Below are 24,188 nucleotides of genomic sequence, written 5' to 3'. Positions count from 1 at the left end.
ATCAGTGATTATTACGGTGTCACTTTTCTAGCAGCAGAGAACTTAGAATAGAAAATGTGAACTTGTTAAGAAATGTAAGGTTATTCATGGCGGATCAGTTAATTCGTGCAACAGCAGCCGAAGGTGGAATTCGTGCCGTAGGTGTGATAACCACACGTTTAACAGAAGAAGCACGGGGGCGACACAAGCTTTCTTATGTAGCAACGGCAGCACTGGGTAGGACTATGGCGGCGGGTCTGTTAATGGCTTCTAGTATGAAGCGAAGTGGATCAAGGGTCAATGTCCGGGTAAAAGGTGATGGGCCTTTGGGTGGCATATTGGTAGATGCTGGGTTAGATGGTACGGTACGCGGGTATGTGGGGAATCCATCTGTAGAATTGCCTCCTAATGCCAAAGGTAAGCTAGATGTTGGTGGTGCAGTTGGTGATGGCTACTTATACGTTGTGCGGGATATTGGTTATGGTTATCCTTACTCTAGTACGGTAGAACTAGTTTCTGGCGAAATTGGCGATGATGTGGCTCATTATCTGGTGAATTCCGAACAAACACCTTCAGCTTTAGTTTTAGGTGTGTTTGTGGGAGCGGGCGGAGTAACTGCGGCTGGAGGCTTACTAATACAAGTGTTACCAAAAGCTGCCAGAGATGAAGCCTTAGTAGAAACATTGGAATCACGGGTTGCTAGTCTGGCAGGATTTACGCCATTATTGCAAGCCGGGAAGAATTTGACTGAAATTTTTACCGACCTCTTGGGCGACATGGGCCTGGAAATCTTTCCCGAACGGCAAATGCTGCGCTTTCAGTGTGGTTGTTCTTTCGATCGCGTTTTGGGGGCACTGAAGATTTTGGGAGAAGCCGAACTGCAAGATATGATTGTTAAAGATCATGGTGCTGAAGCAACTTGCGACTTTTGCGGCAACGTTTACCAGGCAAGTAGCGAGCAGTTAGCTGAACTAATTGCCGATTTGCAAGCTGAATCTACTGTTTCAGGATAAAGTATAAACTAGCACTGATTTTTTAGATTGTTAATGGTACTCTGTGGAGAGAGATAATCAAAAAAGTAGCTTTTTAATCATGAGAAAGTTACTATGTCAACAATGGAATTATCAACCTAAAACAGAGCGCTATTCAATTATTTTGGTGTGAGAGATGACAGAGCGGGATATTCCAGACAGTTGGTCTTCAGCCGGTGATAGAGAGCCAGATCAAAACAAAAGATTATCCCGAACAGAACAATTCGGTGAAACTCAACCATTTGATGTCCCAGCTACTGGTTCTACCTCCAAGTCAGTGAAGCGGCGAAAAAAAAACCATAGGGAAGGATTACCTATAAATAGTAATTTAGAAGAAACTGCCCAACTCAGTAGTACTTCTGGGAAATGGCCACGCTGGATGAAAAGCTGGACATTATGGCTAGTACTACTATTGTTGATTCCTGGCAGTGTAGGATTTTTGGCAATGGCAATGCTGTTAAAGTTGCCATCTGCTCCTAATTGCCCCTCGATTTTCTGGCCCCTAGCTAGTGCTTCTGTACGGCTACACTGCGCTCAGTTGGCGGCTTCTAAGCAGACAGTAAACGACCTATTGCAAGCGATCGCTCTGGTGAAGCAACTACCAGCAAATCACCCGTTGCATGGAGAAATCGATCGTTTCATCGAAGAATGGTCGCGGGATATTTTGAAGCTAGCCGATCAAAGTTTCCAAACAGGAAATTTAGAGGAAGCGATCGCTACTGCTCGTCAGATACCCGAAGATGTGGGAGCTTATAAATTAGTCGATGAACAAGTTGACAAATGGCAAACAATTTGGTCAAAGGCAGAAGCCACATATAATGGTGCGATCGCAGAAGTCAAGGAACGGCGCTGGCAATCGGCCTTCATGTTATCCGCCAAAATGCTGCGCGTAGACAATCAATTCTGGGCGGGTACTAAATACGACCAATTGAATCGTCTAATTGCCACAGCGCGGGAAGATGGCGATAAGTTAGGAAAAGCTGAAAGTTTAGCAAACAGCAAAGTAGTCGATAATTTACTGGAAGCTATCAAGTTAGCCGAGTCTATTGGGCAAGAAAGTTACCTTTATCAAAAAGCTCAAGAATCGATTCCCGCATTTGGACGCAAAATGCTGGAATTGGCACAGGCAAAACTAGATAAGCAGGATGCCGATGAAGCACTGAATATTGCTCGACAAATTCCAGAAAGTGCGAAACTACAAGGCAAAACAGATGACTTTATCGCCATAGCTGACGCGAAAAGAAGTGCTTGGATAGGTAATGTTTCTGGTTTAGAAGCTGCGATCGCTCAAGCCCAACAAATCGATCCTTCCAGACCAGTGTATAATGAGGCACAGCAATTAATTGCTCGTTGGCAGTTGGAAATTGAAGATGTTGCCCATCTGGAAAAAGCAAGAATATTGGCTAGTCAGGGAACTGTACCTAATTTAACAGCAGCGATCGCTCAAGTACAGCTTATTCCTGCTAGTAACCCTAGAGGCGTAGAAGCTAGGCAAGAGATAGGTCGCTGGAATGCCCAGGTGGAGACAATTGAAGACCAACCTTACTTAGATCGTGCCGAACAGATAGCAATATTTGATGATATTAACTCCTTGCAAACTGCGATCGCTCAAGCCAGCGAAATTGGTAGAGGTCGGGCATTATATCCAGAAGCACGGAAAAAAATTCGTACTTGGGTAGGGAAAATTCAGCGAATTCAAGACCAACCCTACTTGGATCAAGCACAAGAACTAGCTCAGAGTGGAAATCTCACCGCCGCCATTAGCGCAGCTCAACAAATTGCCTCGTCGGGAAGGGCGCTTTCACAAGAAGCACAAGCTGCGGTAAATGACTGGGAAGGTCAAATCCGCACTAAAGAAAACTGGAAAAAAGCCCAGGAAGTGGGCGCGGCTGGAACACCAGAAGCTTTGGTTGAAGCAATACGCCTGGCAGATCGGGTTTCAAACAATAGCATCTTACGTATGGATGCGAATCTGGCTATTGACCAATGGAGTCAGCAATTGTTAGAAATAGCCCGCTCTCAAGGTCAGTCTGATATTGCCAGAGGGATTGACATTGCCAAATCGATTCCACGCGGTAGCGCTGCTTACAGTGCAGCGCAAGAGCAAATTAAGACTTGGCAAGACTTTCTGAATCCTAAACCTGAACCTCAGCCTGAACCCCAGACCCAGACCCCGCCCCAGACTGAATCTCTACCATTTCCTCAATCAACTACTACTAGTGGGCAGTAATATCGTTTTTAAAGATTAAAACCTTTTAATTTAGTATTTTCAAAACGCATATCGGGGATACAAGGGTGTAAGGAAAAACTTCCTTTTTTAAGTAAAGTAGCACAGCTAGCTGTGCTACCTTATCGACAATTTATTCACCCCATTCTTTAATTACAGAAAACAGTGATGAGTAATCATCATCAGCAAATGACATTTTCACGGCTGTTTGTAAGATTTGCCGGACACCTTTAATACTGCTGAGATCCAAACTTCGGGATTTTGCTTCCGAGATAAATAATTCTGTATCTTTGAGTAAATGTTTTGTGGGGAAGTTCGGATCGGCATAATTGCCATCCAACATCCGTTGTAGCTTTTTGTCAAAGGTAGGTGCGTAGAGTGGACTGTCGCGCAAAATTTGCATAAACACATCCACATCGACACCCTGACGCTGGACGAAAGCCAGACTCAGAGCAAAACTAGTTGTTAGGGAAGCTATTAGTTGATTTAGTGCCAATTTGAGCGCCGCCGCAGATCCCACAGGCCCTATAAGTAAAGGTTCTGTCCCAAAATTTTGGAGTAACTTCAAGTGGCGTTGATATTGTTCTGGCTCTGCCCCTACCATAACACTCAACTTGCCAGCTTTTGCTTCTGGAATACTCCCTAATACAGGTGCTTCTAAATACTCACCACCACCACCAACAACTGCATCTCTTATTTCCTGGCTTTCTGTGGGAGTAATTGTTCCCATTTGAAGGATTGTGCGTCCTTCCAGAGTTTGCCAAGCAGTATCTGAAAGCAACACATTATAAATGGCTGGGGCATTAGTAAGCATGAGGATTACGCACTCAGCAGCACGAATAGCGTGGCGGGGATGTGTAGCAATTTCAGCCCCGGCTGCTTGTAGTGGTGCTAATTTTTCTGGGGTGCGATTGTAGGCAACTAGCTGTATATCTGCGGCTAATAACCTTTGAGCCATTGGTAGTCCCATCAGTCCAGTTCCCAGAAATGCCACCTTCATTTTTCATATTCCTTTAATACAGCGTCACCGATAGCGAGTCTTTGTTCGCGGAGCGTCTCGTTAATAGCGTCACAGCCCATCGCGAACATCGCGTTTGCATTGTTTGATTCAAATTTAGTTGGAAAGTAGTTATTTGAGACTTAAGATCCAATCCCAAATCTCAGGTTTTCTACTCCCCACCGCTACTCTCTAACTATGGTAATCAACCACCTGCGGCAAAAGTCACCATAATTATCACTGAAAGTAAAATACCAGGGGTAAGTAGTGTTGCTAGCATTAGCAGGTCATGAGTTGACATAATTATTACTTTGGTAATGTGTTTAACTTTACAGTATTCACTGTTATGCTAGTCTAAATAAGATTGATACTGCATTCTTAAATAGAGTTTTAACTTTTCAAATATACCTTTACTTTGGCAGGGTCAATCCTTTTATTGGTTGAGAAGTTTCTGTATTGTTCAGACCTTTGCTCTGAATTAGGACTCCAAAACCGCCTAGTCCTGTGGGATCTATAAGTTGGTGTAGTGCGTCGCGTCGCTGTAGTAACTCCGAGAGGGGTTGCTTTTGATAAGAAAGGGCTGCAATGCGATCGCCTAAACCCAGCGCCATCAAAAATAATCCTTGCTGGATAAAACCAATATTCTTTAAATTGCACTTCTCGCCCCAGCGTTCCAAAGCCGTAAAGTCAACATGGGCAGTGATATCTTGTCGCCCAATATTAATATAGGGGTTGTCATGGAAACGATGCTGATAATAGCATTGTAGGGTTCCTTGCGATCGCCTGGGATTATAGTAACGACTGGCGGGGTAGCCATAATCAATTGTTAACACATAGCCACGCTGCAAGCGGTCTGCTACTATACTCAACCAGTCTAGAGCAGCTAAATTAATTTCACTGCGGTAGCCATCTGGATATGCACTTTGGCTAAAGTCCATTTCCACCAAGTTTAAATATTCAGCGAGTTGGGGCGTTGAAGGTTCTGCTGTGACTTCCACAAATGATAAGCGGGTTTCTTTCTCATTACTATCTGTAGTTACATAAATTTCTCGGAGTTCTCCCGTTTCTAGGATAAATTGATGCACGGGGAACGCATCTACTAACTCGTTGGAAAAAAAGCAGCCTGCGATCGCATTTGGTGGTATCTCCTCTAAATTACACCAACGCACGGGTAAATCTTGTAAGCGTTGCTGCTGTTCTTGTCTTAAAGTTGGGGACTTTTCAACAATGATGTACTCTAGCGCAGTAAAAAAATCTGGGTAGTGCTGTTGATGATATTTGAGGATATGCAATGCTAGCAGCCCTTGACCTGCTCCCATTTCTACCAGAGAAAAGGGTATAGGTTTTCCTAAAATCTCCCACATCTGGAAAAATTGTTCTGCTAGTAACTCGCCAAAGTCAGCACAGAGGTTAGGAGAGGTAAAAAAATCACCACCTTTAAAGCCAATTTTAAGTGCATCGCTGGAATAGTAGCCGTATTCAGGGTGGTATAATGCCAGATCCATGAATTGGGCGAAAGTAATTCGTTGTTGAGGACTGGTGGTAATGTGATTTGCGATCGCTACACACAAAGCTGGATTTGAATCCATAAAATTTGAGATTGGATAAAAAATAAAATAAATAAATTATGAATGATGCAAAACAAAATTCCTAATTTAGCTGTTCAGTATCTATTATCTATGTTCATTAACCCAAAGGAGAAGGATCGACTTTATTGAGAACAATTTTTACAGCATCTATCATCACATCAGGTTGATCTACCCATATAAAATGACTGCTATTACTTGCTTGAATTTGAGTACAGTTCGTTGATAAATTAAGTAACTCTAGGTGCATCTTGTGGCGCAATTGGTTAGCGCCTCTCAAAGGAATAAAAAGAGTCCAGAAAGAAGGTTTGAAAAAAGAATTTGCTTTGATATTTACTATAGGCAGATCGCTAAACTGATTAGCTATGATAACCTCACGTCCACTAGCACTTAGATTTAACATCTCTCGGCTCATTGTAATCCAGTGTTTAGGACGGCAAAAGGAACGTTTAATGGAATTGAGTAAATGATTAGGAAATTTATTTAATTCTGGCTTCAACATTTCAAATACTTTGCATATCCTCATTAATCGAATAATGCCAAGTATTGAGCCTAGAATAGACATCACAAAGCCTGATATAAAAAAGAGTTTCAAGGCTTGCAACTGAAAAGACATTTTGAGCATTTCAGTCTCATGTAGTCCGTCTGTGAGTACCATTCCAATAACTTTCTCAGGAAACCGATGGGCATACAGCCGGACATTATAGCTCCCAAAGGAATCTCCTATCAAAATGTAGGGTGGTTTAATTCCTGCTTTTGTAAGCAGTGTATCTAATTCTGTCACAATTTGATTGCTGGTTCGGGGATGTGGGCTATGATTGCTCCATCCATAACCGGCTCGATCGTAAATACATACTCTTCCTAATTTCGCCAATTCTTCAACTAGAAGATAGCCCTCAATTCCTCCTAAGCTGTGGTCTAGAACAATTGTTGGACTAGCTTCTCCTTCAGTGTAGAGATGTAGACAATATCCACCCACATCAAACATTTTACCGGGGGGAAGTTTTCGATCTTCAAGCCAGCACGCGATCGCTTGATAAAGTGTTGTAGCAACTAGCAGAAAAACTCTGGTTAAAATCAACATAGTTTAAGTTTTCTTGCCAGTTAATTACGATTTACAAATTGGTAATTAACGATATCAGTACACCATTGGGATCGCGGACAATTTTCACAGGTAGGGGCAATTCATGAATTGCCCCTACTGCGTATAGTTTTGCGTAAATCCTATTCGTAAGGTTTTCTAACCCAGGTCGCTGGTTTCTAACCGCCCTTTAACTTTCTAGTATGTAAGGGGCTGTTGCTAGAGTTTGCGCCCCTGCTTGCATCATTTCCATATTTGATGGCGACCAATGATGAGACCCTTGACAGTGGTGTGCTGCTAGTAATCCCCATAATCCTCTGGGAACCAAAATTGGTACAACCAGGTTGGCTCGAACCTGCATATTGCGGAGAAAATCTCGGTGACAAGATTCGATTGGCTCTAATTCAATATCAGCGATCGCTTTTACCCTTCCTGCCAAGTATAAAGCAGCATACTCGTCGTTAAAACAACCATCTGGGCCAGTGGTACCCAGAATTGAAAATTCTTGAGAACTCAAAGATTCAAAAGTCACTTGTCCTTGCCACTGTCCGTAAAAGTAATACAACACTACCCGATCAACCTGAAGTGATTTTCTGAGTTGATTGGTTGTTTGCCGGACTAACTCATCGCGCTGCATTGTTTTAATAAGGCGATTGAGCAAACCTTGCAAACCCTGTTCACGGCGATCGCGGCTATGGTTAAATTCTGAGTGAGGATGAATTTGCACAGTTCTAAAATGATGACTAAGTAAATACTGCCGGATTTATATAGTAGTAATTTATTAGACCTTATAGCGTTTCTTAATCACATGAGTTACATCATAGCCCCCTCCTCGCTTGCGGGGAGGGGGTTGGGGGTGGGGTTCTTATACCTCACTCAATCGAGAACCGCTATGTAGCACCAAGTCAATTGTAACGAAAAATAATACTAGTCAAGCTCTACGATGATTTTAAAATAAATTATTAAGAAATTACAATTTTTAATCTGTACTAGAAATTGTAGCAGACTTAGATCCTTTAAGGTTTGCTGTCTCTAGTTAACTTACACGCTGTAGGGGTAATTCATGAATTACCCCTACTTGGCGACGGTAAGCTTCTAACGCTGCTTCTTTAACGGTTGCATTCACAATGGGAAATGTTGTGAGGATGTAGCTAAATTCATCTTCAGTTAAACCGTAAAGGTGTGCTACCATTCCATCGAGTTCGGCGCGGAGTTTAGCGCGTTCTGCTTCGTCGGTAACGCCTTGTTGATGGGAACCTAAACCGACTTCTTGCGCGAGTTCGTCAAATTCTGGTGTGGTGCAGATGAGTTTGGCAGCGCGTTGTACAATATCGTTGAAGTTGCGATCGTTTTTTGTTAAACGTGGGACTGGTAGTTGGTAGACATAAAACATATTGCAATGAGACGTAACTTTTTGACGAGTTACAAAGTCGCAAGTGAAACTATTAAGTAAAGAGCAAATAAATAGTAATTCATTAAGTTTTGAAAATCGGTTTGACAAAACTACTGTATTCCCTGCAAAAACATTAGGGGGAAGAATTGCTGCAATCATTGTTCGTTGATTGGTACTTGACGCTATATCCCTATAACCTAGACGGTAGTTTTGATAGTCAAACTTTTGACCACTATCTACTTCCTTTCGTTTTAATAATGCTTTTCTACCTTCTTGTTCATCTATCCAATATTTTGCTTCAGCAAAGATATGAGTAAACTGATGAATCATTTTACCTTCATAGAGCGCTAGTTTCCCTTGCTCTGGCTTTTTCTTGAAAAGAAAAGCATCATCAGTCATATTAAATTCACGATGTAGTTCCAAGTTCCATTTATCTTCAATTTTTTCACCCAGCAATGGTAACTTGGTCATTTTATCAGCAATGTGAAAGTCAATCTCATTTTTGAACTCCATTACTGAGAGAGAATCAGGTGATAGTTTTCGCACTAAGTCAATACTAATTGGTAATCCATCATTTTTAGGGAAACGTTGCAATTCTTGTACATCTTGCCGCATGAAAGCAGCAGGAAAATTTTCTGTTCTCCCTTGTTTTTCAAAAGTTAAAATTGCAAATTTAAAACTACGATGAACTCCTTCAAAAATTGTCTTACGATTTTCAAAGCAGAATAAACCAGTGATTTCAGTCTGATTAAATAGCATCTCTCGAAGCTTTTTAGCTCCTAAATCAGTATAAATTCCACTTGGTATAACGATTCCACATCCACTACCATAACGTAAAAGATTAAAACATTGTTCTAAAAACAGTTTGTAAAAGTTAACATCTTTACCGTGGCGTTTACCATTAATTATAGGAACCTGATTTTTATACTGTTCAGCAAATCTAAAATACTCTCTTTGATGATTGTAATCACTTTGATACTTTAACCATGCTTTTTGAATTTTTGTATCTATTAATAAACGTTTTAGCTCAACCTCAAAATCTTTGATGTCCATCTTTTTCTTAGACACGACATCACTGTATTCAGAACAAAATTCTTTTGCATCTGGCTGAAAAGTTTCCCACGGCGGATTAGTAATAATCGCATCAAAGCCGCCGCGTTCTAAAACCTTATCAAAATGATAACCCCAGTGAAACGGCTTCAAAGCTGCAATATCCTCAACCTTCAAAACCCGCTTCTGTGACTTTCCAGTTAACTGAACTTCCTCATACTTGATACCCAAACGCTTACTAAACTCATCCAACAGCAAAAGATTTAACTTCTCTTGCGATTTTTTGTTGAGTTGTTCAATATTTTTGCGAATGTGTACCAATCGAGTATCTTGAGGCGTATCTGTATCGGGTAATGCTTTCGGTAAAAAAGCGTGTTTTTTGTACAAATCAACAGACTTATTTTTTTCTTCTAAAATCTTCTTATAATTATCTGCGGCTAAAGACTGTAATAGATTTCCTTGTAGAGAATTTCCCACTGCATCAAAAGCAGTATCATCTACTTTAATTAAACCAATTAACGAATTACCCGCCATAATATTAAAATCAATATTAGGCAAAGGTTCTAACTCTTTAACATCGTGAGCAGAAGAAACCAAAGCTAAGAAAAGGCGTAGTTTCGCAATTTCCGTCGCTTCCTCCATGATGTCTATACCATAAAGGTTATCAGAAACAATCCGCTTTTTGATAAAATAAGGTAGTGACGGGTGTAAATTTTCTATATCCTCAAGTTTCTTTTTGAGAGTGTCATCACCCATCAACTTAATTGTCCCGAACACCGCACTATAAACTTGAATTAGCGTCTTCATCGCCGCCACAAGAAAAGCACCAGAACCGCAAGCCGGGTCAAGAATTGATAAATTAGGAAGAATATCTTCCATTAATAGACGACAAACATTTGCATCCAGTTTAATCAGAAGTTCATTGATATCCTCAAATGACTTATACTGATCGGATAGCGCATCATTTACGCGGTCTACAATTAACTTGTGGATAGTTCTATCACAGAGATATTCTGTAATTTGCGGTCTAGTATAATAGGCTCCAAAAGCTTTTTGATTAATATATTTTTCAAAAATATATCCTAAAACATCAGGATTTATCTCGTCGTCTTTCCCTTCCGGCGTATCATCTAGATTCCAAGAATAACGCCCAAATAAATCTAGAACTTGCTCAAACGCCTCATCAACTATAGTAATATCATATTTATCTTCAATATGATGCTTTAGAAATAATCCACCATTTAGGTATTTAACCTTTCCTACCAATTCTTGAACAGATGAATCGCGTTCAAACTCAGGTTTAGCAAAGCTTTCAAAAAACAAAGCCTTGAGAAATTCACCATAAAAATGATCTTCACCTTTTTGTTTGCTTTGTTCTAGCTTATTTTGCAGATAACTTAAATCTTCATTATCAATAAAACCCTTACGCTGGAGAAAATAAACGGTCAACATAAATTAAAGAATCATTTCCCTCGGTGGTTTTCATATAAAGCAATACTCCCTCCGGTTGCACAGGCTGCGGAGTATGAGCGCGGGTAGAATAAGCTACATTTTGCATTTCTTCAATCGTTTTTTTCAAGCCCGGATTATTATCAGTGGCTTTTTTCCAAATTTGAAATGCTTCCGAAGTCAAATCAACTTCTGTATCTTCTTCGCCATCTAAAATTCCAGATTTTTCGTTGTATAAATCAAGAATTACTCGCGCATCATCATCTTCAAAAAAAGCTTCATCAGTTCCCACCACTTCGGCATTTTCTTGCAATCGTTTACGGAGTCGTCCCCGCAAATTAATAATCCGTTCTACTCCCTCGGCTGGTAAAAAAGAATAACAGAGAATTTGGTCAGCATTTTGTCCAATGCGGTCTACTCGTCCGGCGCGTTGAATTAAGCGAATAATTGCCCAAGGTAAATCCCAATTGACGATAATTGCACAGTCTTGTAAATTATGACCTTCACTCAAAACGTCAGTAGCTATTAAAATCCGCAACTCATCTGATGATGAAATTTGCTCCCGTTTTCCATTACTCACAGGGCTAAATCTTCCGGTCATTACTGTCGGGTCTTTAGCTTGTCCTGTCACTCCGGCGACGTTGGTAATTTGACTCAACTGCAAATTGTCTGCGAGATAACGGACTGTATCAGCAAACTGAGTGAAAATTAGGACTTTATCTTGGGGGTGAGTTTTTGTTAGCAGTTTAATTAAAGCTGTAAGTTTTTCATCCTTTTGAGGGTTCCACTCGCCACACTGTTGCAGCACATTAATCAGTGCTTTCGCATCTTCTAGCAAATCACGTTTGAGCTTTTTTATATCAAAAAGTGTAGAACGCAGCCACTTAAATCGCCGTTGATATCGAGTTGTATATTCTTGATAAATTGATTCTGCCCTTTGACGAAATACTTTTTCGGTTTTCGATGCTTTCTCCTCTTCGTTAGAAAAAAGAGTTACTTCTACTTGCGGCGAAGTAGTAGAATCATCTTCTTCTATTTCTGTATCGAATAAAGCTGCTACTACAGAATCAGCATCTTCATCATTATTACTCGTATCTAATAACTCAGCTTCTTGAGTTCCAATCGGAATATCAAGCCCATGCTCTAAGGCATATAAATAAATGAAATTTCGTAGAATATGACGTTCAATTGATTGAATAAAAGCAACGCCACTACTTTCTAAACGTTTAAATAAATTAGTGCGCGAAAAACCCATTAACCTCCTACCACCACGAAATAAGCTATTAATAAAATGTTGCTCGGTATCTGTTGGTGGCTGTTTATGTTTAGCAATAATGTAATTTCCTAACCCATAACGCGGTAAATTGAGTTGATTAATTACTTCTATTACTAACTCAGAGTAAAGACGAGCATAAAAGTCTGTATCAGAACCTTCTAAAGGAAACTTGAGACTACGAGGCACACGCTGGGGAAAATAAGAACGTCTCCCATCAGAAAATGCTAAATATTTGCGCCCTGTTTCATCTGTGTGGGCATAATTTTCTTTAATAAATGAACGAGTGCGTCGCACCATGTAACGCTTCATCAATTCTCGCCAGTCATCAGGGTGTTCGCTTTTCTCAAAGGCTGCTAAAGAACGGACTGAACACTGATGCTTTCTAATAAACTCTAATTCTCCTACCGAACTGCCACCCAGTTCATTAATTAAAGCTTCTGGTCTTAATCCTAAATCTTGGTCTTCTGGCACAAATAGCCGTAGTTGCGCGGAAAGGTCAAGATAACTTTTATTGTAAGGAGTTGCAGATAATAAAATACATTTACTTTCGTTAGCTGCAATATATTCTGTAATCGTTCTATAACGTTTACCTTCGCGGTTACGTAAATTGTGGCTTTCATCAATTAACACAACTCGGTAGCGCCGGAGTTTTGGTAATTTATTTTGTACTTGACTAATTGGCATAACCTCGGCAAGTAACCGATAGTTATTTACATATTCTTGCCACATTAACACTAAGTTTTTTGGGCAAATTATCAGTGTTTCTAAAAAACAATCTTCTTGTAATATCTTAGCTAGGGCAGTTCCAACTAAAGTTTTGCCCAAACCGACCACATCACCCACTAACACGCCACCACGCCTAGTTACATGACGTGCTGCTAGCTGTACGGCAGCTTTCTGGAAGTCAAATAAGTTATTAAATTCGCGGGGGATACGAAATTCTGAAAGTCCTGCGATCGCTTCGTGGGATAAGTGGTAAGCTATCTTCAGGTAGATGTAGTAAGGCGAAACTAGCTCTTGTCTAGCCCAACTGCGATCGATAATTTCAGCCAATTCTTGAGATATATCTACACAACCGTAATCTTGCCAGCGATCGCTAAACCACTTTTGCAGTTTATTACAAGCATCGTGGTCTAAAATATCAACATTCAACTCCCCTTGTTTAGCCAATCCAGGAAGAGTTAAATTACTACTTCCTAAGAATCCTACAGTTGGAGTGTTAGCATCGTTCCGATGCACAAGATATAACTTGGCATGGAGAGAATGCCGCAAAAACAGTTTAATAATTACCTTCTGACTTTTTAGCTGATGACTTAACCGCCGCAACCCCGCTTCATCTTGATTAGTCGGCGCACCGATAGTTAATTGCTGGCGAAATTCCGCCGCCATGCGTTTTTTAAACCGCACAATGCTACTATTGTCAATCCTTCCATCACCACTAACAAGGCTAAATGCTGCATGAACTTCATCACTGGGTAAGCTTTGCATCCCAATTAGCAAACGACAACAAGCATTTTCGCCACCAACATACTGTTCGATTAAGTCATCAATTCTTCGCCAACCTCTGAGGTTAAAGTAGCCAACGCAAAAATCTGCGCGATAAGAGACTTTGAGAGTTTCTCGTAAAATCGGTAGCAGTTGTAAATCAATGTTGTCAAATATCCGGGGCATTATTTAAAACTCTATAAATATAACGGTTCTCAGTTGAGTGAGGTACAAGAACCCCACCCCCAACCCCCTCCCCGCAAGCGATGAGGGGGCTATGATGTACTTGATGTGATTAGGAAACGCTATATAACGAACCACAGAGGCGCAGAGGACACAGAGAGATGAAGAAGAGAAAGGATTATTGTATGAAATTTTTGGATGTTTTTAATTTGGAAGTCTCTTAGTGAATAGTGCGATCGCTCCACGTATTAAACTGGATAGAATCCAGCATTTTCTCCTTCTCTCTGTGTCCTCTGCGCCTCTGTGGTTCGTAAAAAAAGAGCAGTTGCATAATACAACTGCTCAAAAAAATAATTAGATAGATATTTTCTACCTATCCACAGAACCCATAATTACGTCAACACTACCGAGAATGACCACAATATCTGCAACCTTCATTCCGCGCAGTAAATGTGGAACAATCTGGAGGTTGTTGAAATCTGCGGCGCGAATCTTCCAACGTGCTGGGAAGACATTATCATCGCCAACCAAATAAATTCCCAATTCACCTTTGCCACTTTCTACACGGGCGTAGATTTCACCTTTGGGCATCTTGAAGGTAGGGGAAACCTTTTTACCAATGAATTGGTAATCAAATGCGTCCCACTCAGATTTTTTACCTGCGGCTAAACGCTTCGCTTCCAGATTTTCGTAAGGGCCGCCAGGAAGTCCTTTAAGTGCTTGGCGAAGAATCTTCACCGATTCGCGCATTTCCCGCATCCGCACTACGTAACGGGCAAAGCAATCACCGGCAGTTTCCCACTGCACATCCCAGTCGAAATCGTCGTAACATTCGTAATGGTCAACTTTCCGCAAATCCCATTGCACGCCAGAAGCGCGTAACATTGGGCCAGAAAGTCCCCAGTTAATTGCTTCTTCACGGGTGATAGTCCCAATACCCTCAACACGTCGCCGGAAGATGGGGTTATCGGTTACTAAGCGTTCGTACTCATCAACTTTGGGTATTAAGTAGTCGCAGAATTCAAAACACTTATCTACCCAACCGTAAGGTAAATCGGCTGCTACTCCACCAATGCGGAAGTAATTGTTATTTACCATCCGATAACCTGTGGCAGCTTCCCACAAATCATAAATCATTTCCCGTTCGCGGAACTGGTAGAAGAAGGGAGTTTGTGCGCCTACGTCAGCTAAGAAGGGGCCAAACCATAGCAAGTGGTTAGCGATGCGGTTCAACTCCAACATAATGACGCGAATGTAGCTAGCGCGTTTGGGAACAGCAACACCTGCAAGCTTTTCTGGGGCGTTAACAGTAACCGCTTCGTTGAACATTCCCGCCGCGTAGTCCCAGCGACTAACGTAAGGGACGTACATTACATTAGTCCGGTTCTCAGCGATTTTTTCCATTCCCCGGTGCAAATAGCCGATAACTGGTTCACAGTCAACGACATCCTCGCCATCCAGAGTCATGATTAGCCGCAGAACCCCGTGCATTGAGGGGTGGTGTGGCCCCATGTTTAGCACCATTGGTTCAGTGCGGGTTTCTAGTCTGGTCATAGATTTCGTGTTCTCCGTTCGTGAAAATTTTGAATTGAACCGCCTAGATGCCAACCACAGCCGATTTATCTAGTCTGCCAAAATGAGGTTTGTAGGGGCAATCTATATAATTTTGACTCTACAGGGTTATGTTGGAGAGAGGATAGCAGCGCAGGAGTTGTAATTGTTTCATTTCGTTGCACCTCTTCAATTATTATAGGGAAGCTTGATATACAAGGGATTTAGGCACAGGTTTTTTTTCATCTAATCTCTTTTTGCATTTAAAATCCTGATGTTGAGTATTGGGATTGAGTGTTAAATAGGACTTAAATCGAACCACAGAAGACGCAGAGGACACGGAGGAATAGGATTTTATAGCGGTTCTCGATTGAGTGAGATACAAGAACCCCACCCCCAACCCCCTCCCCGCAAGCGAGGAGGGGGCTATGATCTACCTCATGTGATTAGAAAACGCTATAAGAGGTTTTTGGTGTAGGTCTTACCAAATAGAAATAAAAATAAAATTAAAGATGAAATCAGATTTACAAACACCGTTAGATTTAGAAGAACTCGCTTTTTCTCATATTTCCGTTTTGGGACGAGAGGTAATTGAGGGTTTGGCGGTTCGTCCAAGCGGACATTATTTAGATGTAACGGTAGGCGGTGGTGGTCATAGTCGCCTAATTTTAGAAGCTTTGCCAGATGTGCAATTAACGGCGATTGACCAAGATGAGGATGCTTTAGCAGCAGCGAGGAAAGAATTAGCTGAGTTTGGCGATCGCATACAATTTATCTATAGCAATTTTTCTGACTACAAATATCCTCCTAATACTTTCGATGGTATTCTCGCCGATTTGGGGGTAAGTTCTTACCATTTAGACCAAGCAGAAAGGGGTTTCAGCTTTCGCCAAGCCGCAAATTTAGATATGCGAATGGATCGAGGGCGATCGCTAACTGCTGCTGATATCATTAATAATTGGGATGAAGCAGAATTAGCTGATATTTTCTTTAAGTACGGTGAAGAGAGATTATCACGGCGCATCGCTCGTCGGATTGTAGAACGCCGACCGTTGCATACTACTACAGAATTGGCTGATGCGATCGCTTCTTCAGTTCCCCCAAAATACCGCTATGGCAGAATCCACCCCGCTACTCGTGTTTTTCAAGCTCTGCGAATTGTCGTCAACGATGAATTAAAATCTCTAGAAACCTTTTTGGATAAAGCCCCAAAGGCCCTTGTCCCTGGTGGCAGAATTGCGATTATCAGTTTTCACAGTTTGGAAGACCGCCCGGTGAAGCATGGTTTAAGAAATTCACCTTTATTAAAGGTCTTGACAAAAAAGCCGATTATTGCACAAGAAGAAGAAATTAGTCAGAATCCGCGATCGCGATCGGCCAAACTGAGAATAGCTGAAAAGCTGCTGTAAATGCGATGCAGCCTTAAACTGCTGTATAACAACAATCTGTTAATCTAGCGTTGTTGGTGAGTTAAAAAATAATAGATGGAAATTAGTAATCTGTTTACAGCAGGTGGCGTAGTCATGTGGCCTCTGCTGGCATTCTCTTTGTTAGGCGTGGCGCTGATTATCGAACGGATCATCTTTTGGGTAGGGATAAATAATCGGCAAAACAAGGTAGTGCGAGAGGTGCTACAGCTTTATCGCCTTGATAATGTAGTTAGTGCTTTAGATAAGTTGCAAAAGAATGCTGATTTACCAATCGCTCGAATTTTTTTAGCAGCTTTAGAATTAGAGGAGCCGACACCAGAAGAATTTCGTTTGGCATTAGAAAGTGAAGCACAAGGCGAAATTCCCTTACTCAAGCGATCGCAAAATATTTTTGAGACAATTATTGGTCTTGCGCCATTGTTGGGACTTCTCGGCACTGTCTTAGGATTAATTAACTCCTTTGCCTCTCTAAATATTGGAGATGTAGGAGGTACTAAAACAACAGGTGTAACATCTGGAATTAGTGAAGCCTTAGTATCCACAGCATCAGGGTTAGTAGTAGCAATCTTTACATTATTATTTGCTAATACCTTCCGGGGACTCTACCAGCGCCAGATAGCTTGGATTCAAGAATATGGTGGACAGTTAGAATTACTCTACCGCCGTCGCTATGAAAAAGGTGATAAATCCTATGTGCCTAACAGATAAAGCGGAATTGGGTAATTGTAAATTAGCGATCGGTAATTGGGATTAATTTACTACTTGTTACCGATTTTGCTCTGCAATTTTTGACTCTAATAGTGTTCTAAAATAACTAAATAGCTTTTTTCGCTACAGTTTTTGAGGAAATATTCTATGACTATTTGGGTAAACGAGCAAATTGACCCGTCTGGGATGATTCATGCCTGTATTGCTACTTGTAATGAATCTCAAGCTAAAGAGTGTCATGATTCCTTTCAGAATAATTTGACCGAGAAGCAAAAAGCAGCAGGTTGGGTAGCTCAATTGCGGACAGTCGATTCTTGGGATGAAGTGCCGGTGAATTCTTTAAAACTAAATTAATTGGGTGAGATGGAGTTCATTTTTTGAGGTTTTGATCGAATAAATTTCAGGAGCATAGGCGTAGCCAGCTTGTCTATGACACTCTGCATCTATGCCAATGCCTACAGCGATCGCAGCAAATCCCATAAACACAGGTTAATAAAGGATAAAATTTGGATTAAAACTCTCAAATTATTAACTTATGCTTCTAAAAAAAGTAATATAAAAGAGGAAAATGATGATTTTTCTGAACTTTTAAGAGCTATCATCTATACCGTAGATTAAATTAAAAAACTTGTATAAGCCGAATCAATTTAGTGAACTATCCCAAAGTTTACACTTCGGAGCAAGCCTGTCCTATTAATTTAGTTGGCGAAACGGGACAAGCGGTTCAAATTTCAATTCATGCTCCCAGTCAATATATCTGTGCTAACTGCGAACGGATATTACCAGATTGGAAACGGCAGCCATTTTTAAGAGTAGTGATTGTCTTACAGCGATCGCGTTATCAATTAGTCAAAAAGACGGCAGAAGTAGAGTCAGAGAAAGAACGCTTACGAGAAAAGTTTATGAGATTTGGCTGTGATTTAGCATTTAATCTGCGCGATCGCGGCTATCTAACAGACTTAATCGACCCTCGTACAGGCTATCCTTTACTGTCTCACCCGGGCGCAATTCCCCACGATGACACAGCAGTTGTCAAAGCTTTACTCAACTATCCAGTGATTAAAAATCAATGCCGCGTACTAGTGCATCCCGAATGGGGTGCAGCAGTTTATCCTAGCATTTTGATATCAGAAGCTCCCCCAATTTTGATCGAATGGGTTACTAAAGGTGTAGCAGCTATGCATGGGTGGAAAGAAGTTGATTATTAATTATTAGTCATTAGTTATTGGTTATTTCTCCCTGAACCGCCTCATCCATATATATTGGAAAAGAGGAAAATAAAAAACAGATACTTCGGTATTTAGAGATTAGGACGTGCTTAAAAAGACTCAATCTAGGGAATAGGCTGTCTGCATCGATTAAGTCCACCTGGTTGTAATCAGAAGCTAATCAAATTGACAAATCGATTCTGGTTTTACAGGACATATTTTGTGTGCGATCGGGTTATTCTTAATATTAAGAAAAGTCAATTTTTTCAGAGCGGACAAAGGCTTGATATCGCTGATTTTATTTGAGTTAAGAGAGAGTTCAGTCAACTTAATCAGAGCGGACAAAGGCTTGACATTGCTGATTTCATTTGATTCAAGAGAGAGAATAGTCAATTTAGTCAGATTAGACAAAAGCTTGATATCGCTGATTCCATTTGAGTTGAGGTAGAGATAAGTCAAATTAGTCAGAGTGGACAAAGGCTTAATATCACTGACTTCATTTGAGCGCAGGGAGAGAGAAGTTAAATTAGTCAGAGTGGACAAAGGTTTGATATCGCTGATTTTATTTGAGCGGAGCGAGAGAGCAGTCAAATTAGTCAGAGTAGACAAAGGCTTGATATTGCTGATTTCATTTGTGTCAAGGTTAATAGAAGTCAATTTTTTCAGAGTAGACAAAGGCTTGATATCGCTGATTTCATTTATGCCGAGGTCAATAGAAGTCAAATTATTCAGAGCAGACAAATGCTTGATATCACTGATTTTGTTTGAGTGAAGGGAGAGAAAAGTCAATTTTGTCAGAGTGGATAAAGTCTTGATATCACTGATTTCATTGAAGTTGAGGTTGAGAGAAGTCAAATTAATCAGAGTGGATAAAGGCTTGATATCGCTGATTTCATTTGAGCCGAGGTCGAGAGAAGTCAAATGAGTCAGAGCAGACAAAGGCTTGATATCACTGATTTTATTTGAGTTGAGGTCAAGAGAAGTCAAATGAGTCAGCTTTTGGTTAGCTTGCTTGCAATTTTGAGTTTTGGCTTTTTCTAAAAGAACCTCAACAGTATGTTTTGTCTGTGGAGGTAAAGTTTGTTTCTGCTTACACCAATCTGTAAAGCTTTTGGTAGTTACCAGAGGAGCAGCAATAGTTCGTGTACTGTAAAATCCCAAAGCGAAAGTCAATATTGTGGCGATACTTAATGTAAGTTTCATTGTGATTTTTATTCTTGATGTAGTAGACTATTTGCTAATTTTTATCTTGAATCAATCAGTAAATGTATAACACTTATACATGGATAAATTAAGTGATTTACTAGTCTTATTTGCAGCTAATCAAATTGACAAATAGATTCTGGTTTTATAGGACATATTTTGGGTGCGATCGGGTTATTTTTAATAATAAGAAAATTCACTTTTACCAAAGTGGACAAAATGTTGATATTGTTGATTTTATTTGATTCCAGGTCGAGATAAGTCAAATTAATCAGAGTAGATAAAGGCTTGATATCATTGATTTCATTTGAGTCGAGATTGAGAAAAGCCAATTTCTTAAGAGCGGACAAAGGCTTAATATCGCTGATTTTATTGAAGTTGAGGGAGAGATAAGTCAATTTTGTCAAAGCGGACAAAGGCTTGATATCGCTGATTTCATTTAAGCTGAGGGGGAGATAAGTCAATTTTGTCAAAGCGGACAAAGGCTTAATATCACTGATTTTGTTTGAGCCGAGGAAAAGATAAGTCAAATTAGTCAGATTGGATAAAGGCTTGATATCGCTGATTTTATTGAAATTGAGGGAGAGAAAAGTCAAATTAGTCAGATTGGACAAGGGCTTGATATCGCTGATTTCATTGAAGTCGAGGTTGAGACAAGTCAAATTAGTCAGCTTTTGGTTAGCCTGATTGCAGTTTTGAGTCTGGGCTTTTTCTAAAAGAACCTCGACGGTATGTTTTGTCTGTGGAGGTAAAGTTAATTTCTGCTCACACCAATCTGTAAAGCTTTTGGGAGTTGCAAGAGGAGCAGCAATAGTCCGTGTACTGTAAAATCCCAAAGCAAAAGTAAATATTGTGGCGATGCTTAATGTAAGTTTCATTGCATGATATTATACTTTTAAAGTATGCAATTACACTATACAGGCATTACTTAAAACTTGGTATAAAAAAGTAATTAAGGAAAAAAATCAGGTATTTTTCGGTCGCCGCAGTTGCTTGGAATTAATCGGGCCGAGAATTTGGTTTAGGCTACGCAACTGTTCAGCTGTACCCATACCAATTAGCCGATCGCCTGGCATTAAGACTGTATCGCCAGTGGGACCACCGATTAAAGTCCCATCAACGCGGCGAATTGCCAGAACTAATGCCCCAGATTGCGATCGCAATCTCGCTTTTTGCAAACTCTGACCCACAAAGGGACAAAAAGCCGGGTCAAGTAAAAATTCTTCCATGTACAACTGGCGGTCTGCACCTGTCAGAATACCGTCTACAAAGTCCAAGACTTGGGGTCTAAGTGCCGCAGCAGCCATGCGCTTCCCACCAGTAATATAGGGGGATATCACTTCATCTGCACCACCGCGTCGTAACTTCTGCAAAGCTTCTTCTGTACTCGCGCGGGCGATCGCGCGAATTCCTGTATTTAGTGTTTTTGCTGATAAAACAATATATAAATTTTCAGCATCGGAAGGGAGTGCTGCAACGATACACATCGCCCGTTCAATGCCAACTTTCAAGAGTGTGTCATCGAGGGTAGCGTCACCTTGGTATGCTGTGTAACCTTCCATCTGCGCCCTTTGCACAGATTCCATCTCCGAATCAATCACCACAAAAGATACATCTTCTGCCCGAAATTCCTTAGCAATTTGCCGACCAGTCCGGCTAAATCCACAGATGATGTAATGTTCTGATAGGGATTCCATTAACCGCCTCTGTTGTTGTAGCCGAATTCCTTCTTGAAAGTAGCCTTGAATGATCGCTTCTGTAAATCTGTTGACAATGTAACCGATATTGACTACACCCAACAAAATCAGGGCAATTGTAAACAATCGTCCTCGGCTACCCAGTGGGTGTATCTCTCCATATCCCACAGTGGCTAAAGTGATGACTGTCATGTACGCTGCATCTTCCCATGACCAGCCCTCGACTAGCCAATACCACAAAGTGCCAATGAAGAAAACACCGCCAAGAGCGATCGCCCCGGCCATTAACTCTTTTTGGATCCGTTGATATTTTTGCTCAAGTGTTGAGAATGAAGTAACAATAGTACTTTTAACCTAATTTTCTAGTTTTCTGCTAACTTTTTAGTATATTTAAACTCAGTTTGACTTTGAGGATTAACTAATGACTCAAGCCCTACAAAGAAAACTAGTCACGTTTGAAGAATTTATCACTAAATACCCTGACAACTCAAATAAACGCTACGAATTACGCGATGGAGTAGTAATTGAGATATTCGCACCGACAGCCGACCATGAGGAGATTATTTTATTTTTAATCGAGAGATTTATTTTAGAATATACCCGACTGAAGCTATCTTATGACTCTCCCAAAACAGCATTCGTAAAACCATCTGAAAGTGAATCTGCTTATTTACCAGATGTGTTGTTGTTAAACCGCCCCAACCTAGTAAATGAACCTCTGTGGAAAAAAGAATCCACTCTTACTCAAGCAGAGTCAATTCCTTTGGTAGTTGAGGTTGTAAGTACAAACTGGAGAGATGATTATTTTACAAAATTGGGTCGTTATGAAGGAGTCGGCATCCCTGAATATTGGATTGTAGACTACGCAGCACTGGGAGGCAGACGATTTATTGGCAACCCCAAACAGCCGACAATATCGATTTATTCACTAGTTGAGGGTGAATACCAACTCTACCTGTTTCGTGGAAGCGATCGCATTATTTCACCCACCTTCCCAGAATTGGATTTAACCGTAGAGCAGATTTTTAATGCTGGTAATATCTGAACGACATTTTTTTAATCGATCGCAATTCCTGAAATCCTTATTCAGAGTGGGTTACATTAATTTAATTAAATACGTTGTTCATTCCCCACTTGATTCTGTAGCAAAAAATGAAGTATAAAATGTGGGCTATAAACGTTAACTTAAAAAGAAGTACAAGTTGTGCTAGATAAAAAGTAATTTTTAGGGATTTCTAGCAAACTAGTAAATAACTATATAATGAAAAACTTTCAGGAGGAGCGGTAGTGAGCCTACAAACTCTCGTTGACCAAGGCACCATCCCCCCAGATTCAGGGTCTGTAGCATCTAGTCCCTTTGATGCAGATAGCTTCAATGAAGCTGTCATGTCTACCTACGGTCGGTTTCCCTTAGCCCTAGAACGGGGTGCTGGATGCCGGGTGTGGGATACACAGGGACGAGAATATCTGGACTTTGTAGCGGGAATTGCGACTTGTACTTTGGGACACGCCCACCCAGTGATGGTAGAAGCGGTAACACGCCAAATCCAGAAGCTGCATCATGTCTCTAATCTGTACTATATTCCTGAACAAGGTGAATTGGCAAAATGGCTTGTTGAACATTCTTGTGCCGATCGCGTATTTTTCTGCAACTCTGGAGCCGAAGCCAACGAAGCCGCAATTAAACTGGCGCGGAAATATGCCCATACAGTATTAGACATTGAAAAACCAATTATTTTAACCGCCAATGCCAGTTTCCACGGGCGGACTTTGGCCACCGTTACCGCTACGGGACAACCAAAATATCAAAAGTATTTTGATCCTTTGGTTCCTGGGTTCCACTACGTAAATTACAACGATATTAACGCTGTGGAAATAGCGATTAGTGAGTTGGATGAAGGTGATTACCGGGTAGCGGCAATTTTGATTGAGCCATTGCAGGGAGAAGGCGGTGTGCGTCCGGGAGATGTTGCCTATTTCAAAAAGCTTCGGCAGATTTGCGACCAAACTGGCATTTTATTGATTTTCGATGAAGTGCAAGTTGGTATGGGGCGCAGTGGCAAATTATGGGCTTATGAACATCTCGGCGTTGAACCGGATATCTTCACCAGTGCCAAAGGCTTAGGTGGCGGTATCCCCATCGGTGCAATGATGAGTAAGAAATTCTGCGATATTTTTCAGCCAGGGGAACACGCCAGCACCTTTGGCGGCAATCCTTTTGTGTGTGGTGTAGCACTCAGTGTTTGCCAGACATTGGAACGGGAAAATATTTTGCAGAATGTGGAAGAACGGGGTGAACAGTTGCGAACTGGATTAAGAGCGATCGCAGCTAAATATCCTCAGCACATTGGCGAAGTCCGGGGTTGGGGTTTAATCAACGGTTTGGAGTTGCGAGCCGATATTCAACTCACCGCAGCAGATATCGTCAATGCTGCCATCAAGGAGGGTGTATTACTCGTACCCGCCGGGCCAAAAGTAGTCCGATTTGTACCACCGCTAATTGTCACAGAGGCGGAAGTAAACATTGCCTTGGAAGCTGTGGAAAAGGCGATGTCTAACGACAAGCCGTAGGGCATCTACGCAACTCTTACAGCTTAGATAATCAAAAAGCGAGGATCAGTATTTGTGTCTGTTTCTCGCTTTTTCTTTGTTTT

At 41.0% G+C, this 24,188-nt stretch carries 19 protein-coding genes; 8 read left to right on the top strand and 11 right to left on the bottom strand.

Annotated elements, in window-relative coordinates; all coding sequences use genetic code 11:
* Positions 1–86: 86 nt before the first annotated feature.
* Positions 87–992, top strand: coding sequence for an Hsp33 family molecular chaperone HslO (gene hslO, locus V7K55_RS15880; RefSeq protein WP_334832854.1), 906 nt, complete (start codon positions 87–89; stop codon positions 990–992).
* A 154-nt stretch (positions 993–1,146) separates the two neighbouring features.
* Positions 1,147–3,240 carry a chromosome segregation ATPase gene (locus tag V7K55_RS15875; RefSeq protein ID WP_334832852.1) on the top strand — a complete coding sequence of 698 codons (2,094 nt, stop codon included), beginning with the start codon at positions 1,147–1,149 and terminating at the stop codon, positions 3,238–3,240.
* Between the two features lie 130 nt (positions 3,241–3,370).
* Here the strand turns inward: V7K55_RS15875 and V7K55_RS15870 are convergent, their stop codons facing one another.
* The 7 genes from V7K55_RS15870 to V7K55_RS15840 form a co-directional block, all read right to left on the bottom strand.
* Positions 3,371–4,237: an NAD(P)-dependent oxidoreductase gene (locus tag V7K55_RS15870; RefSeq protein ID WP_334832850.1), complete on the bottom strand. Its 867-nt coding sequence runs from the start codon at positions 4,235–4,237 to the stop codon at positions 3,371–3,373.
* Positions 4,238–4,644: 407 nt separating this feature from the next.
* Entirely contained in the window at positions 4,645–5,823 is a 1,179-nt protein-coding gene (locus V7K55_RS15865; RefSeq protein ID WP_334832848.1) for a class I SAM-dependent methyltransferase, read from the bottom strand.
* Positions 5,824–5,920: 97 nt separating this feature from the next.
* Complete coding sequence (locus V7K55_RS15860; RefSeq protein ID WP_334832846.1) at positions 5,921–6,904, bottom strand: alpha/beta fold hydrolase; 984 nt, start codon at positions 6,902–6,904, stop codon at positions 5,921–5,923.
* Positions 6,905–7,091: 187 nt separating this feature from the next.
* A complete protein-coding gene (locus tag V7K55_RS15855; RefSeq protein WP_334832844.1) occupies positions 7,092–7,628 on the bottom strand; it encodes a GAF domain-containing protein in 537 nt (178 codons plus the stop codon).
* A gap of 309 nt (positions 7,629–7,937) precedes the next feature.
* Entirely contained in the window at positions 7,938–10,796 is a 2,859-nt protein-coding gene (locus V7K55_RS15850) for an Eco57I restriction-modification methylase domain-containing protein (protein WP_334832842.1), read from the bottom strand.
* Positions 10,768–13,740, bottom strand: coding sequence for a helicase-related protein (locus V7K55_RS15845; protein ID WP_334832840.1), 2,973 nt, complete (start codon positions 13,738–13,740; stop codon positions 10,768–10,770). Before V7K55_RS15845 ends, V7K55_RS15850 begins: the two co-directional genes overlap by 29 nt.
* A 366-nt stretch (positions 13,741–14,106) precedes the next feature.
* Entirely contained in the window at positions 14,107–15,291 is a 1,185-nt protein-coding gene (locus V7K55_RS15840) for an NAD(P)H-quinone oxidoreductase subunit H (RefSeq protein ID WP_334832838.1), read from the bottom strand.
* Between the two features lie 509 nt (positions 15,292–15,800).
* Between V7K55_RS15840 and rsmH the strand changes: the two genes are divergently transcribed.
* The 3 genes from rsmH (at position 15,801) to V7K55_RS15825 (ending at position 17,780) form a co-directional block, all read left to right on the top strand.
* Positions 15,801–16,697 (top strand): 16S rRNA (cytosine(1402)-N(4))-methyltransferase RsmH, encoded by an 897-nt coding sequence (gene rsmH, locus V7K55_RS15835; protein WP_334832836.1) that lies wholly within the window; start codon positions 15,801–15,803, stop codon positions 16,695–16,697.
* A gap of 75 nt (positions 16,698–16,772) precedes the next feature.
* Entirely contained in the window at positions 16,773–17,426 is a 654-nt protein-coding gene (locus tag V7K55_RS15830; RefSeq protein WP_334832834.1) for a MotA/TolQ/ExbB proton channel family protein, read from the top strand.
* 147 nt (positions 17,427–17,573) lie between these two features.
* Positions 17,574–17,780 (top strand): glycogen debranching protein, encoded by a 207-nt coding sequence (locus tag V7K55_RS15825; protein WP_114081438.1) that lies wholly within the window; start codon positions 17,574–17,576, stop codon positions 17,778–17,780.
* Here the strand turns inward: V7K55_RS15825 and V7K55_RS15820 are convergent.
* Positions 17,772–17,912, bottom strand: coding sequence for a hypothetical protein (locus tag V7K55_RS15820; protein ID WP_334832832.1), 141 nt, complete (start codon positions 17,910–17,912; stop codon positions 17,772–17,774). The two genes, V7K55_RS15825 and V7K55_RS15820, sit on opposite strands and share 9 nt — an antisense overlap.
* 164 nt (positions 17,913–18,076) lie before the next feature.
* Between V7K55_RS15820 and V7K55_RS15815 the strand changes: the two genes are divergently transcribed.
* Entirely contained in the window at positions 18,077–18,634 is a 558-nt protein-coding gene (locus V7K55_RS15815; protein WP_334832830.1) for a methylmalonic aciduria and homocystinuria type D protein, read from the top strand.
* Positions 18,635–18,811: 177 nt separating this feature from the next.
* On the opposite strand, the gene V7K55_RS15810 is transcribed toward V7K55_RS15815, so the two are convergent.
* The 3 genes from V7K55_RS15810 to V7K55_RS15800 all read right to left on the bottom strand — a co-directional run bounded on the left by V7K55_RS15810 (position 18,812) and on the right by V7K55_RS15800 (position 21,819).
* Entirely contained in the window at positions 18,812–19,837 is a 1,026-nt protein-coding gene (locus V7K55_RS15810) for a leucine-rich repeat domain-containing protein (protein ID WP_334832828.1), read from the bottom strand.
* 116 nt (positions 19,838–19,953) lie between these two features.
* Positions 19,954–20,715 (bottom strand): leucine-rich repeat domain-containing protein, encoded by a 762-nt coding sequence (locus V7K55_RS15805; RefSeq protein ID WP_334832826.1) that lies wholly within the window; start codon positions 20,713–20,715, stop codon positions 19,954–19,956.
* An 87-nt stretch (positions 20,716–20,802) separates the two neighbouring features.
* A complete protein-coding gene (locus V7K55_RS15800; protein ID WP_334832824.1) occupies positions 20,803–21,819 on the bottom strand; it encodes a potassium channel family protein in 1,017 nt (338 codons plus the stop codon).
* Positions 21,820–21,955: 136 nt separating this feature from the next.
* On the opposite strand from V7K55_RS15800, the gene V7K55_RS15795 reads away from it, so the two are divergent.
* A complete protein-coding gene (locus tag V7K55_RS15795; protein ID WP_334832822.1) occupies positions 21,956–22,579 on the top strand; it encodes a Uma2 family endonuclease in 624 nt (207 codons plus the stop codon).
* A 242-nt stretch (positions 22,580–22,821) separates the two neighbouring features.
* Positions 22,822–24,105, top strand: a complete 1,284-nt coding sequence (locus V7K55_RS15790) for an aspartate aminotransferase family protein (protein ID WP_334832820.1) — start codon at positions 22,822–22,824, stop codon at positions 24,103–24,105.
* The last annotated feature ends 83 nt before the right edge of the window (positions 24,106–24,188 follow it).

Origin of the sequence: Nostoc sp., assembly GCF_036919895.1 — a bacterium.
GTDB lineage: Bacteria > Cyanobacteriota > Cyanobacteriia > Cyanobacteriales > Nostocaceae > Nostoc.
Note: the sequence above shows the minus strand (reverse complement) of the source record. Positions and strands in the feature narration are given on the sequence as shown.